Raw genomic sequence first — 12,832 nt, forward strand, 5'->3', positions numbered from 1 at the left:
TCTAGTCGGAAAATTAATACACCGTGTTGTCTTCTCTTGTATAAAAATAACCAAAACAGTAGCGAATATACTGGCTGCGTCTTTTATCAAACTCAAACCCTTGGCTCTCCATGCAGCTAAGGATTTTTTTGTCTAAATTATAAGGACTCTGTTTTTGAAGTCTCCTTGCTTTATCTTGATTAATATAAACTGTATATATGCCCACTTGAATTACAAAATCGCTTTCCTTTTTTAAAAATCCTCCTTCTAATGAAAATTCTCTAAAAATACAACTAAGTACATGTTCTAAGTACTTCTCCACAGGATAGTTTTTGCTAATCAACCCTCTTAACCAGCCTTGAGTTTTCATAAAACCCCTCCTTTATGATTTAGAATTCTCATTTGTAAAAGCACAGAAAAATAACCTCCTTTTCCAAAAACGAAAAGAAGGTTTAGTTCTAAATAGTCTCATCGTTTTTGGCATTAGCACCTTGTTTTTTAACAGGTTGCTGCAAGTTCAAAGAGCCAAATCTCTCCCTTGCTCAAAATAAGAATTCGTATTTAATTGTGTATTTAATATAATCATACTAGCCCAGTTTTGTCAAGCTAAGAATGCCTTTTGACTAATCTTTAGACCTGCTTTGTTTACTTCTAATTTTTATCTAGTTACTTACTAAGCCCATTAACTGATTTAGATCGTCAGGTTGTACTGTATCTTGGGCTGCTTTATTTTTTTGCTCTTTACCGCAAACAGTGCATCTATGTGTTATTTGATAACCTTTTTTGGGGTTGTAGGTTATGCATATAGGCTGCATTAAAGCATTACATTGGCTTTTACGATCCCCGGGATTTTCATCTACATGTTTTGAGAACAAGCAAAAAGGACAGTGATTGCGGTAGCTTCCATTTGTTAATTGCAGCACTATTTCGCTGCAATTTTCGCATAAAAAACCTGTATTTTCTATTTTTCTACTCAAAGCTATTACCTCCTAGATTTATATTTTTCATCTAGAAGGCAGGGTTCCGTATCCTTTTCCCATTTTTTGGTCTTCAGGCTTAGCTATACCATTGACTTATTCACCGCTATTCCTTTGGGGTTTGCGATTACTTCTGATTCCTGCTTCATTACAGCTTTTTTCATCTGTAAATCCGAACCTTGACTGATTTTGTTTAATTATATCAGCCACTGTAAGACGGGACTTATCCCACCTCCCACCAGTTTGTGTATGTATAGCTTCACTGACATTTGGCATCGTCCCCTGCTAAGCTTTTAATAAGCGCTTTATCCCATGTGAACACCTCCTAAACTTAGAATACACTTAAAATAATTATAGCATTATTTTCAATATATTCAAACATCTATGATTTCTAAGCCTGGTTACGATAGTGCTGTACCAATTGTTGACAGGCAGTGCTTCCTTTGATAGTATATATTCACAAATAAAAGTAAATACTATTTATGTATAGATTACATATATTTAAAGCTATGATGAGAATAGTAAATTAACACACTGCTTCACAGAGAGCCCAGCTAGCTGAAAATGGGTAAGGAGTTGTTGGTTGAACAAGCCTCTGAGCTTTACAGCATAACCCTTTTATAGGAAATGTTGTGACAGTGCTCCTGTTATCGAGCGTAGGTACATGTTGTACCTGTTAAGGTTGGTATGGCGACATATCGACAAATTAGAGTGGTACCGCGAAATTATACTCTCGTCTCTTTGAGATGAGAGTTTTATTTTTACATAAATTTAAGGAGGTAAAATTTTATGAGCAAAAACTTAAGCGATAACACAAAGCAAACCTATAATTTTCTCCATAGAGAGATTGAAAAGGATTTACAAGAAAAAAGCTATAGCAGGGACATCTGTACAAGGTTTCCACCAGAGCCGAACGGTTACCTACATTTAGGTAGCGCATATGCTATTAACATTAGTTATACAGTAGCTCAAAAGTACGATGGAAGTTTTAACCTACGCTTTGATGACACTAACCCTTTAAAGGAAAAACAAGAGTTTGTGGATGCCATCATCGAGGATATTAAATGGGCTGGATTTGATCCAGATAGAATTCTTTATGGCTCTGACTATTTTGATAAAATTTATAACTATGCTGTTCAACTTATAAAAAAGGGGAAGGCTTATGTTTGCGAGCTTAATGCAGAACAAATGCGAATATTTCGCGGAACCCTCACTGAGCCCGGAAAAAACAGTCCTTATCGCGATCGTAGCATCGAGGAAAATTTAGATCTTTTTACTCGCATGAAAGAAGGTGAGTTTGAAGAAGGAACAAAGGTACTGCGAGCAAAAATCGACATGTCTTCACCAAATATCATTATGCGTGACCCGGTTATTTATAGAATAATCCACGCCAGTCATTACAGAACTAAAGATAATTGGTGTATATACCCGATGTATGATTTTGCCCATCCCTTACAAGATGCTATAGAAGGAATTACCCATTCAATGTGTTCTATGGAGTTTAAGAACAATCGTGAGGTTTATAACTGGTTTTTAGAACAGTTAGATTTTGTGGAGCCTCCAAAGCAGAGGGAGTTTGGCCGTTTCAATTTAACTGGTGTCGTTACAAGTAAGCGTTATTTAAGGCAGCTTGTAGCTGAAAACCATGTCGATGGATGGGATGACCCTAGGTTGCCAACTCTTAAAGGTCTAAGAAGACGTGGATTTACCCCTAGAAGCATCCATAACTTTTTAGGCGAAGTGGGAATCGCTAAAAATCAGTCCACAGTAGATATTTCTATGTTAGAAAATTGTCTGCGTGAAGACCTTAAACCAAAGGTTAATGCTGTTATGGCTGTGCTTAATCCACTAAAGGTGGTTATAACTAACTATCCCGAAAATCAGGCAGAAGAGCTTGAAGTTCAAAACAACCCAAATCCAGAGCTAGGTGTTAGAAAGGTTCCTTTCTCCAAAGAAGTTTATATCGAGCGGGAAGACTTTATGGAGAATCCAGTCAAAGGTTTTAAAAGGTTAATGCCTGGTGAAGAAGTAAGACTTAAGGGTGCTTATTTTATTCGCTGTAACGAAGTAATAAAAGATGAAAACGGAGAAGTTTTAGAGCTTCATTGTACTTATGATCCCGAAACAAAAAGTGGTACTGGATTTACCGCCCGTAAACCTAAAGGAACTATCCACTGGGTTTCAAAAAATCATGGGATTTTAGCAGATGTTCATTTGTATGACAGGTTGTTAACAGATGATGAGTTGCTTAAGGAGGAAGACAAGAGCTGGTCTGATATAATTAACCCCAAATCATTTGTTAAGCTGCAAAACTGCGTCATAGAGCCTTTCCTTAAAGAAGCAACATGTGAAGATAAATTTCAATTTCTGCGCCATGGGTATTTTAGCGTAGATACAAAGTACACCACAGCCGACAAGCTAGTTTTTAACAGAATTGTCCCTCTAAAAGACCCTTGGAAAAAAGGGAAAAAGAAGAAAAAGTAAAAGCTTAAAGCTAAAGAAAGCAGGCTGCCCAGATTCTTTTCTAGGCAGCCTGCTTTTTATTGGGCTATGTTTTCCTTTACGTATTTTACCCTTTTTAAAATATTTTCTTTTCCTAATACTTTTAGCACTCCTCCTATATCGGGGCCATGCTGTTGTCCTGTTACCATTACCCTTATCGGCATAAACAAACTTTTTCCTTTTACGCCAGTTTGTTTTTGGATTTTCTTAAATATAGTGGCAGTAAACTCATCGTCAACTTCATCGATGCTATTTAGTTCATTTATAAAAGCATCACAAAGGGCTGAAACCTGCTCACCTTCTAATACTTGTTTTGCTTTTTCGCTTTCAAATTCTAGCTCGTCTGCAAAAAAGAAGCTAACTTTTTGCGGAATTTCTGAGATTAGCGAAACTTTTTCTTGAACAGATTTTACCATAGTAACAATCCACTCATATCTGCCTTCAACATCTGCGTCTGTAATATACCCGGCATTTTTTAAATAAGGGATCGCCAAATCTGTGATACGCTCTGGAGAGCTAGATTTTATATATTGACCGTTAATCCAGTTTAGTTTGTCTATGTCAAATATACCACCAGTTTTTGACACTCTTTCAAAAGAGAATTGTTCTATAAGGTCATCTATGCTAAATAACTCTTGGTTATTGTTAGGGCTCCATCCTACAAGAGCAAGATAGTTAACCATAGCTTCTGGCAGGTACCCTTTGTTTTTAAAGTCGCCAACAGCCACATCACCTTGACGCTTGCTTAGCTTTTTCTTGTCTTTGTTGAGCACAGTTGGTAGGTGAATGTATTGTGGTGCTTCCCACCCGAAGGCTTTAAATAGGTAAACGTGCTTAGGTGTGGAGGTTAGCCACTCCTCTCCCCTTACCACATGTGTAATTTCCATCAAATAATCATCAACTACTACCGCAAAGTGATAGGTTGGAAATCCATCAGCTTTGATTAAAACTTGATCATCCATATCCTTTGTATTTATGGTGACAGTGCCTCTTACTGCATCATCAAAACTTATGTCACTTTCCGTAGGAAGACTCAACCTAATGACATGCTGCTCACCGACAGCTAGGCGCCTTTGCACCTCTTCGTCATCTAAGCCTTTACAATGACCGTCGTATTTAGGAGTCTCTCCTTTTTCTTTTTGCTGATCTCTCACCTTTTCGATACGTTCTTTTGAGCAGAAGCAGTAATAAGCTTTCTCTTTTTTTAAAAGCTCGTCTATATGTTTTTTATAGATATCTAGTCTTTCTGATTGGATATATGGACCATACTCTCCTTTTTGTATGGTCTTGTTAGAGTCTTTATCTAAGAAAACCCCTTCATCATGCTCTATGCCAGCCCAAGCTAAGGAATCAATTAAATTTTCGATAGCAGTTTCTACAATCCTTGTGCGGTCGGTGTCCTCAACTCTTATTATAAACTTGCCCTTTTGCTGTTTTGCGTATATGTAGTTATAAAGGGCTGTTCTTAGACTTCCTATATGTAGATATCCTGTTGGACTAGGAGCAAATCTCACCCTAACTTCAGACATAAAAAAAACCTCCTACATTTTTTGTTTATCTTGTTATTATACCTTATAAATTTAAAATATAAAAGTCAATAGATCAAAGAATATAAGCCCAGCATTTATTAGGCTGGGCTTAATCTAGTTCATTTGCGAAAGTTTCACTTTTTTATTCTTTGATACCGTCCCTCTTTGCTTCCCCATTCGAAAAATGCAATAATAAATGCTAAAAAGAAGTAGAGGAAAACACTTGTTAAAAACCTCTCATCGAGAATTTGGTTTGAATTGTCTTTTATCGCGTTAACTATAAGGCCCATTATAGAAAGTAGCACTCCATAAACAACGCCCCGTTTTAGCGTATACTGCTTTCTACCTTTTTCTCGTATGCTTTTCCACTTACTTTCAAATTTTTGGTCGTCCATTTTCCCCCTCCTTTATGAATAACTATCTTATTTTACCAACAGGAGATACATAGATTACAAACTCCTCATTGCCATCAACTTCTATAAATTTGTCCATTGCCTCTTGGTCATAAGCCCCGATCGCACATGTGCCCGAGTCTATGGCTTCGCAAGCAAGATAAAGATTTTGTCCTAGATGTCCTGCATCTAAAGCAATATGCTTATGGGATGCTACACTATACCTCCATTCCGTTCTATACGGTATCACGCTCCAGATAAAGGTCACGGCACATTCCCCTGCAAATGGTTGATTTAAACAATATTTTATCAGCTCTGTGCTTGCTTGACGCTCTTTTAAGCAAACCAGTTCATGATCTAGAGGTAAATATCTGTATAATCCCGATGAAAGACCTTCTACATTATGAACCTCAAGGTAAGTCTCAAATGGATGTCTAGCTCCTGCCGATGGAGAAGTTCTAAGGTTTTCGCTTTTTCCACTTACACCTTGAGTGGCCCAAAGTAAAAACGAAAGCTCTTGCAAGTTTAATGATTTTTCCTCAAACTTGCGATGACTTCTGCGATCTAAAAGGCAATCTTTTATTGATCGCTCCCCAACTTTTATATCAGTAATCGAAGGTAACTTTATAGTCTTAGAGCCCACACTTACTTCTTTTTGTTTTTGTGGCCTTTCCACCCCTTTTTGCTGGTCTGTTTCTACGGATGCCAGCTCGCTTTTAAAGTTTGCTTTTAAAAACTCTCTATTTTTCATTTTATACCTCCTAAAGTCAAAATAATGATGATAATATAACATTCTATTTTTTATGTTAATCTCCTGTAAACTTTTAACTATGGATTAATTTTGATATGGATACCAGGTTATTTATAAGCCTAGGCCCCGGGCGACACAAGGTACTGCATGATATGGGATAAGCTCTATTATTTTTAACTGCGGTGATACCTAACCAATCTTTTGATATCACATCGCAGGCAGTCCTATGGCATAAGGGAAGTTCTAAACTACAGCTTTTACACCTTTGGGGAGGCTGCTTTTCTTTTTCAACCCCACAATACAAGATTACTTCTGGGTCAAACTTCTGTATTTCCTTTAGTTTAACCTCAGTATAACCATCTTTTAAAGGAAGCTCCATCTGCCTAGCCCCAATTATCTTTAGGGCTTCGTATTGATATGTTAATGGTCCTGGCACTATAAGAGGTTCTTTGTACATCACTCTAAGCACTCTAATTTTTCTGGCATTTGGCTTTCTTTGAACTTCAGCTAGTCTCTTTTTAAGCTCATCCACTGTTTGTTCTGCAGAGTTTATGTTACAAACTTTTGCTATATTCCGCATAATTTTAAAGATGTCATAAACTTTACTAACGCTAGCATCTATTACCTTTATTTGTCTCTTTTTCAAAAGCTCTATTTCTTTTTTATGTACAGTCCCATCTAGATAGATAACGTCAGGAGCAAGACCGAAAATTTTTATTATATCAGGGGCTCCAAAGGTACCTACTTTGTCTTTACATGCAGCTTCAGGCGGATAGTTACAGTGCTCAGTCACTCCTACAAGGTTATGTTGCAGGTTTAAATAGTAAAAGGATTCAGTTATTGACGGTATTAACGATATGATTCGCACTAGCTTGGTTCACCCCTTTTGTTTGACATCTAACAACTTTCTTAGATAATATCAGAAAATACTGTCTGATTCAATAAGATATTAAAGGCAAAAAAAATAGGTCTATACTAAGTTAGACCTATCCCTTCTTTTATTTTTTGCCGGTAAAATTATACCATTGTCATACCTGCAACAATTCTTTTACACTCATCTATGCACTGCAAGCATATCTCGGCGCAACCCTGACTGTGCTGGTCTTTAAACCTATTACATTCTTCAGCGCAGGTTTGGCAAACGTCCATGGTTAAGTAACAGAGTTCTTTGTTAAACTCGCTATTTCTTGACATAAATCTAGCAGTCATGGCACACATCTCTGCACAGTCGGTTAGTATTTTTAAGCAATCAGCTCTTTCTCTGATGTCAGGCTGCTGCAAACTCATGTCAAAGCTTTCCTCACATGCACGGGCACACTTTAGCAGTATTTCGATACAGCTATCCATATTAGTGGGGGAAGTAGGTAGTACACCCATTTAATAACCTCCTTGATAATATATTCTTTAGTATTGTGTTATTTGGGAAGGTTTTTTATTCCTAAGAGCATTGTCTTATTCTTTATTTGTACATTTTTAGTCAATTTTAACAATATTATTTGAAATTTGCGATCATTTATTGGTATTATATAATAAAGAAAACTTTAATCAGTTGGGGGCTTCCCCATATTGTAAGGAGGTGAGAGAAATAGCTGTTATAAAAACTAAGGAAAGTAGCTTAAAAAAGCAGAGAAACCAACACCTTAAGATGTCTTTTGGGGGAATAATTACTTTTATAGTTTTACTTATTTTAGGGTTTGGTTTTATACAGGATTTTTATGTTTTATCAGTTATCCCTATTATTTTTTCGGTTTATCAGTTTAATAAAGGATTATTTTTAAATCACGGGATTAGAGGAGAAAAAGTGGTGCTTAAAAAACTAAAAAAGCTACCAAACGACTATATAGTTTACAACGACATAACTATTAATAACAACGGAGATAAAGCACAGATAGACCATCTAGTTATAGGTCCAAAAGGTGTTTTTTGTATAGAAACTAAGAATATGAAAGGCGATATAAGCGGCCGAGAAGAAGACCATAACTGGGTGCAACGAAAGACTGGTAAAAAAGGGGGAGTATACTTTCAGAAATTTTTTAACCCCTGCAAACAAAACGGAAGACATGTTTATAAGCTAAAAGGATATCTTAATCGCAACCGTCTGTCCCATGTATGGGTACAATCTGTAGTGGTATTTATCAAAAAAAGATCATCAAAACTTGATGTAGACTCTAATACCCCAGTGTTAAAAGATGAGGATCTTTTAAAGTTTATCCATAATTATAAGAATCAACATGGAAGGCTGCCTAATAAAACAATAAAAGATATTGAAAAAGCTATAGACAAAAATATTGGACTTATGAATTCAGCAGCGTAGAAAAAGCCTGTACCATTTGCATCTGACAAGTGGCACAGGCTTTTTATATGGCTATTTTCAAAATTAGAGCAATCCAGCTTTTTTTAGACCTTCTAATATACCGTGGGAAAATACGTCTTCTGTTATGAAGCTTGCTTCTTCTTTTAGGGTTTGTTTGGCGTTACCCATTGCAATACCTGTTTTTACTAATTGGAACATCTCTATATCATTTGTTCCGTCGCCAAAGGCAACTGTATTCTTTATGTCCATATTTAGGTGGTCTAGCATAATTTTTATTCCATCTGCTTTTGTACAATCAGAAAAATATACATCATAGGATGATTCTCCAGGGTGCTTCATAAATGTAAATGTTTCCCCAAGAACTTTTTTGAATTTTTCCAACTGGGTTTCATCTTTTAGCACTACAACCATTTTATTTGCTTTTACGTGCTCTAGCTCCCAGTTTTCAGTGATATTTTCTTTGGGAACCAAAAACGTTTGGAAAAATCTCTTTGCCGCTTCTGAGCTTAACGTAGAAAAGTAAGCTTTTTGCTGCCCCTCCAAAATAAAATCTATATCCTCTTTTTTGAAAAAGTCCACCGCCTTTGTTAAGGTTTCTTTTTCAATTTGTTTGCTATAAAGCACCTGCCCTTTTTTTTGAATCTGAGCACCGTTAGCTGTTATATATCCGTCAAAACCTAAATCTAATAAAAAATTAGGCATAAAGGCCATCGGCCGACCGGTAGCCACTACAGCTAAATGCCCATTTTTTTGTATAGCCTTAATGGCTTCTACAGTTGATTTTAGTGGCCTATTCATACCTTGCCCACACTCTATTAAAGTTCCATCTATATCGAAAAATACGATTTTTTTGTTCATTGAAACATCTCCTTTCACAACTAATATTCTAACATACTTTTTCAAAAACGAAAATAATTTTCAAGTGTTATTAATACATAACCTTTGTGCCACTGCAGTTTGTTGCAGTTTTTGCTACGGTTGTTATCATGATTTTTAAGATTAGGTAGTAGCCCTAATTTAACATTTAAGTTTAAAAGGTGTGACACTCCTTAGCCTACGTCATACTCTAATGTAAAAAGGTAAAGGAGTGGTATAACGTGATTTTGGAGGAAGCTAGATGGATTTTTGCTAACAGAAATAAACTTTGTTCTACTACTAAAAAGTTTGCCTTAGATTGCTATAGACCAGCAAAGTTTGGTAACTGCATGACATACAAGCCACATCGGGCGCTAAAGCAACGGTTCAAAAGTATCCCTGTAATAGTCCAGGTAGAAAAATCACAAACCTTAGAACAATCTATGAGTAACCTTGCTAGTAGCTGTGGCTGTAAAATTGTTAAAGAGATACCTACTATCGACTGTTTTACCACTAAGGTAAACACTAAAAATTTAGAAGCCTTGGCTAACAATAAATATGTGAAAAAGGTATGGTACGATAGAGAGTTTAAAGCATTTCTAGATAAGGCTATCCCTGCAGTGGCATCTGATATTCTTTCCGAAAAAGGATTGACTGGCAAGGAGGTTGTAGTAGCTGTTCTAGATACTGGTATTTATGAGCATCCTGATTTAAAGGGTAGGATTATTGCTTTTAAAGATATAATAAAGGGAAAAAAAGATCCTTATGATGATAACGGACATGGCACTCATGTTGCTGGTGCTGTTGCTTCAAATGGAAGCAAGACCGACGGAAGGTTTACTGCACCTGCCCCCGACTCAAAACTTGTCGGCGTAAAGGTTTTAGACAAAGTAGGTGGTGGAAGCTTATCTGGAATCTTAGAAGGCATACAGTGGTGTATAGAAAATAAAGAACAGTTAGGTATTGATGTTATGAACCTTTCTTTGGGCTCTGAAGCAGATATGCCTTATACAGATGACCCTGTTTGTATGGCAGTTGAAAAAGCTTGGGAGGCGGGAATAGTTGTTTGTGTAGCAGCAGGTAATAGCGGCCCCCAATCACAGACAATTGGTTCACCTGGTATCCATCCAAAAGTTATAACTGTTGGTGCTCTCGATAACAGCAACTCCCAAAAAAAGGTAGCTGACTATTCCAGTCGTGGGCCTACAATTGACGGTATTAAAAAGCCAGATATACTAGCACCAGGCACGATAGTTTCTCTACGAAGTCCGGGGTCTTTAGTTGATAGGCAAAGTAAAAATGACCGAGTTGATTATTGGTATACAACCCTTTCTGGAACTTCGATGGCTACACCAATTTGTTCAGGGATCATTGCTCAGATACTAGAGGAAAACTCTTCTTTAACCCCTGATGAAATAAAAGAAATTATTGTAAATTCTTCCGTTCCTTTAGAAAATGAAGAAAAAAATGCTCAGGGTGCGGGGGTTATAAATGGCGAAAATATTAATAGTTAGGTCTCTAGTGCAAAAAATCCGTTATATCTAAGAGATATAGCGGATTTTTTTATTTAGTTTATGGATGAAGATGACAGGATACAAACCTTTCTTTTTCTACCTCAGTTAAAGTAGGATTTGTATCCTTACAAATTTCCATCCTATGCCTGCATCTACCATAAAATCTACATCCTGCCGGTGGATTAACTGGACTGGGAACCTCTCCCTCTAGGATAATCATCTTTTGCTCGACATCTACCTTGGGGATTGGGATTGCGGAAAGCAAGGCTTGGGTATAGGGGTGTAATGGCCTTTTAAATATCGCATTGTAATCTGCAAGTTCCACAATTTTACCTAAATACATAACGGCAATTCTATCACTAACATGCTTAACAACACTTAAATCATGAGATATAAATAGGTAGGTAAGACCCATTTCATCTTGTATATCCTCCATAAGGTTAAGGATCTGAGCTTGGATTGAAACATCTAAAGCGGATACCGGTTCATCCTGTACAATAAACTTAGGTTTTAAAGCTAGCGCCCTTGCAATCCCCACCCTCTGTCTTCTGCCCCCGTCTAATTCATGGGGGTAAGCGTTTACCAGGCGCTGAGAAAGGCCTACGGTGTCCATTAGCTCTTTTACTCTTTTATTAATATCTTTTTTGTTTTTATAAATCTTGTTAATTAATAAGGGTTCTGAGATTACCTCTTCCACGCTCATTCTTGGATTTAACGAGGAATATGGGTCTTGAAAGATTATTTGCATATCTCTACGAGCTTTACGCATTTGTCTGCCGTTTAGTTTTAGAATATTTTTCCCCTCGAAAAACACCTCGCCATCTGTGGCAGGTAGCAGCCTTAATAGCACTCTACCAGCTGTGGACTTTCCACAGCCTGATTCACCTACTAATCCTAAAGTTTCCCCTTTTTTAATAAAAAAGTTTATATCGTCTACAGCATGCAAAGGCCCCTTTTTAGTTTGGAAGTATTTTTTTAAATTTTTAACTTCAACGATCTTCTCCGACATCTTATGCACCTCCAACTTTATCGTCATTGCCATTATACAGATGACAGTTTACAAAATGTCCTGTTTTTACCTCTGTCCGTGTTGGCAGTTTCTTTAAGCAAATCGGCATAACTTTAGGACACCTTGGGTTAAAGGGGCAACCATCAGGTATTTCTGTGGGTTCTGGCATTAATCCTTTTATAGGTTTTAACCTATCTTCATCCTCGTCTATGCTAGGTATAGATCCAAATAGACCCTGTGTGTATGGATGAAGTGGATTATTATATAGTTCTTCCTTTGAAGCATATTCTACTGCATACCCTGTATAAATGATGGCAACTTTATCGCATATATTGGCAACTATCCCTAAGTCATGAGTTATCATTATCATAGATGTTTCAAACTCTTCTTTTAAATTTTTCATTAGCTTTAGTACCTGCGCCTGAATAGTAACGTCTAAAGCTGTTGTAGGTTCGTCTGCTATAAGTAGCTCTGGATTGCAAGCTAATGCAATGGCTATTACAATCCGTTGTCGCATTCCACCGCTAAACTGATGGGGGTAGTCTTTTCCTCTTTCTACAGGAATACCAACGGTATTTAACATTTCCTTAGCTTTTTCGACAGCTTCTTGTTTACCTACATTTTGATGTAAAATTATGACCTCAGCTATTTGCTCTTCTGTTGTCATAACTGGGTTTAGAGAAGTCATAGGATCTTGAAAAATCATGGAAATTTTATTTCCCCTTATTTTTCGCATATCTTCCTCTGTTTTTTCTAGTAGATTTTCCCCCCTAAAAATCACCTCTCCTTGAGCGATTTTACCCGGTGGGTTTGGGACCAGTCGCATGATGCCTAGTGCAGTGGTTGTTTTTCCCGCTCCTGTTTCGCCGACAATCCCTAAAGTTTCTCCAACGCCAACTTCCAAACTCATTTTATCAACTGCTTTTATGACGCCTTCATCAGTTCTATATTCAATTGATAGGTCTTTTATTTTTAGTAACTCTTTAGATTTCATTATTTCGCTCCCTTCC

At 36.9% G+C, this 12,832-nt stretch carries 14 protein-coding genes, 1 riboswitch and 1 other annotated feature; of the genes, 3 read left to right on the forward strand and 11 right to left on the reverse strand.

From position 1 onward, the window contains the following. Window positions 1-13: 13 nt before the first annotated feature. The 3 genes from PRVXH_RS12465 to PRVXH_RS12475 all read right to left on the reverse strand — a co-directional run bounded on the left by PRVXH_RS12465 (window position 14) and on the right by PRVXH_RS12475 (window position 1,232). Window positions 14-349: a hypothetical protein gene (locus tag PRVXH_RS12465; protein WP_353893082.1), complete on the reverse strand. Its 336-nt coding sequence runs from the start codon at window positions 347-349 to the stop codon at window positions 14-16. 95 nt (window positions 350-444) lie between these two features. After that, a riboswitch (SAM riboswitch) is annotated at window positions 445-533 on the reverse strand. Between the two features lie 108 nt (window positions 534-641). Beyond that, the gene (locus PRVXH_RS12470) at window positions 642-956 is read right to left on the reverse strand and encodes an RNHCP domain-containing protein (RefSeq protein WP_353893083.1); all 315 of its coding nucleotides are present in this window, start codon (window positions 954-956) and stop codon (window positions 642-644) included. A 96-nt stretch (window positions 957-1,052) separates the two neighbouring features. Beyond that, complete coding sequence (locus PRVXH_RS12475) at window positions 1,053-1,232, reverse strand: hypothetical protein (RefSeq protein ID WP_353893084.1); 180 nt, start codon at window positions 1,230-1,232, stop codon at window positions 1,053-1,055. Between the two features lie 224 nt (window positions 1,233-1,456). After that, window positions 1,457-1,700: a binding site (T-box leader), on the forward strand. Between the two features lie 45 nt (window positions 1,701-1,745). Here PRVXH_RS12475 and PRVXH_RS12480 point away from each other — a divergent pair. Beyond that, on the forward strand, window positions 1,746-3,440 hold the full coding sequence (locus PRVXH_RS12480; RefSeq protein WP_353893085.1) for a glutamine--tRNA ligase/YqeY domain fusion protein: 1,695 nt from the start codon (window positions 1,746-1,748) through the stop codon (window positions 3,438-3,440). A gap of 56 nt (window positions 3,441-3,496) precedes the next feature. On the opposite strand, the gene gltX is transcribed toward PRVXH_RS12480, so the two are convergent. The 5 genes from gltX to PRVXH_RS12505 all read right to left on the reverse strand — a co-directional run bounded on the left by gltX (window position 3,497) and on the right by PRVXH_RS12505 (window position 7,507). After that, entirely contained in the window at window positions 3,497-4,987 is a 1,491-nt protein-coding gene (gene gltX, locus PRVXH_RS12485; protein WP_353893086.1) for a glutamate--tRNA ligase, read from the reverse strand. A gap of 134 nt (window positions 4,988-5,121) precedes the next feature. Beyond that, window positions 5,122-5,382, reverse strand: coding sequence for a hypothetical protein (locus tag PRVXH_RS12490; protein WP_353893087.1), 261 nt, complete (start codon window positions 5,380-5,382; stop codon window positions 5,122-5,124). Window positions 5,383-5,404: 22 nt separating this feature from the next. Further along, window positions 5,405-6,130, reverse strand: a complete 726-nt coding sequence (locus PRVXH_RS12495; protein ID WP_353893088.1) for a SagB/ThcOx family dehydrogenase — start codon at window positions 6,128-6,130, stop codon at window positions 5,405-5,407. A gap of 73 nt (window positions 6,131-6,203) precedes the next feature. After that, the gene (locus tag PRVXH_RS12500; protein WP_353893089.1) at window positions 6,204-6,998 is read right to left on the reverse strand and encodes a helical backbone metal receptor; all 795 of its coding nucleotides are present in this window, start codon (window positions 6,996-6,998) and stop codon (window positions 6,204-6,206) included. Between the two features lie 149 nt (window positions 6,999-7,147). Further along, entirely contained in the window at window positions 7,148-7,507 is a 360-nt protein-coding gene (locus PRVXH_RS12505) for a four-helix bundle copper-binding protein (protein ID WP_353893090.1), read from the reverse strand. Window positions 7,508-7,775: 268 nt separating this feature from the next. Between PRVXH_RS12505 and PRVXH_RS12510 the strand changes: the two genes are divergently transcribed. Beyond that, a complete protein-coding gene (locus PRVXH_RS12510; protein ID WP_353894593.1) occupies window positions 7,776-8,444 on the forward strand; it encodes a nuclease-related domain-containing protein in 669 nt (222 codons plus the stop codon). Window positions 8,445-8,507: 63 nt separating this feature from the next. On the opposite strand, the gene PRVXH_RS12515 is transcribed toward PRVXH_RS12510, so the two are convergent. Further along, complete coding sequence (locus PRVXH_RS12515) at window positions 8,508-9,302, reverse strand: HAD family hydrolase (protein ID WP_353893091.1); 795 nt, start codon at window positions 9,300-9,302, stop codon at window positions 8,508-8,510. A gap of 239 nt (window positions 9,303-9,541) precedes the next feature. On the opposite strand from PRVXH_RS12515, the gene PRVXH_RS12520 reads away from it, so the two are divergent. After that, a complete protein-coding gene (locus PRVXH_RS12520) occupies window positions 9,542-10,813 on the forward strand; it encodes a S8 family peptidase (protein ID WP_353893092.1) in 1,272 nt (423 codons plus the stop codon). A gap of 58 nt (window positions 10,814-10,871) precedes the next feature. Here PRVXH_RS12520 and PRVXH_RS12525 read toward each other — a convergent pair whose 3' ends face one another. After that, window positions 10,872-11,822 (reverse strand): oligopeptide/dipeptide ABC transporter ATP-binding protein, encoded by a 951-nt coding sequence (locus PRVXH_RS12525; protein WP_353893093.1) that lies wholly within the window; start codon window positions 11,820-11,822, stop codon window positions 10,872-10,874. Window position 11,823: 1 nt separating this feature from the next. Beyond that, entirely contained in the window at window positions 11,824-12,816 is a 993-nt protein-coding gene (locus PRVXH_RS12530) for an ABC transporter ATP-binding protein (protein ID WP_353893094.1), read from the reverse strand. Window positions 12,817-12,832 lie beyond the last annotated feature (16 nt).

The sequence above is a fragment of the Proteinivorax hydrogeniformans genome (assembly GCF_040515995.1).
In the GTDB taxonomy this organism is placed as follows: Bacteria; Bacillota; Proteinivoracia; order Proteinivoracales; family Proteinivoracaceae; genus Proteinivorax; species Proteinivorax hydrogeniformans.

Bases quoted from the DNA above. Each gene is read 5' to 3' on its own strand.
- PRVXH_RS12510 (WP_353894593.1), top strand. From the start codon at position 7,776: ATGTCTTTTGGGGGAATAATTACTTTTATAGTTTTACTTATTTTAGGG.
- gltX (WP_353893086.1), bottom strand. From the start codon at position 4,987: ATGTCTGAAGTTAGGGTGAGATTTGCTCCTAGTCCAACAGGATATCTA.
- PRVXH_RS12490 (WP_353893087.1), bottom strand. From the start codon at position 5,382: ATGGACGACCAAAAATTTGAAAGTAAGTGGAAAAGCATACGAGAAAAA.
- PRVXH_RS12525 (WP_353893093.1), bottom strand. From the start codon at position 11,822: ATGTCGGAGAAGATCGTTGAAGTTAAAAATTTAAAAAAATACTTCCAA.
- PRVXH_RS12495 (WP_353893088.1), bottom strand. From the start codon at position 6,130: ATGAAAAATAGAGAGTTTTTAAAAGCAAACTTTAAAAGCGAGCTGGCA.
- PRVXH_RS12465 (WP_353893082.1), bottom strand. From the start codon at position 349: ATGAAAACTCAAGGCTGGTTAAGAGGGTTGATTAGCAAAAACTATCCT.
- PRVXH_RS12475 (WP_353893084.1), bottom strand. From the start codon at position 1,232: ATGCCAAATGTCAGTGAAGCTATACATACACAAACTGGTGGGAGGTGG.
- PRVXH_RS12480 (WP_353893085.1), top strand. From the start codon at position 1,746: ATGAGCAAAAACTTAAGCGATAACACAAAGCAAACCTATAATTTTCTC.
- PRVXH_RS12515 (WP_353893091.1), bottom strand. From the start codon at position 9,302: ATGAACAAAAAAATCGTATTTTTCGATATAGATGGAACTTTAATAGAG.
- PRVXH_RS12530 (WP_353893094.1), bottom strand. From the start codon at position 12,816: ATGAAATCTAAAGAGTTACTAAAAATAAAAGACCTATCAATTGAATAT.
- PRVXH_RS12505 (WP_353893090.1), bottom strand. From the start codon at position 7,507: ATGGGTGTACTACCTACTTCCCCCACTAATATGGATAGCTGTATCGAA.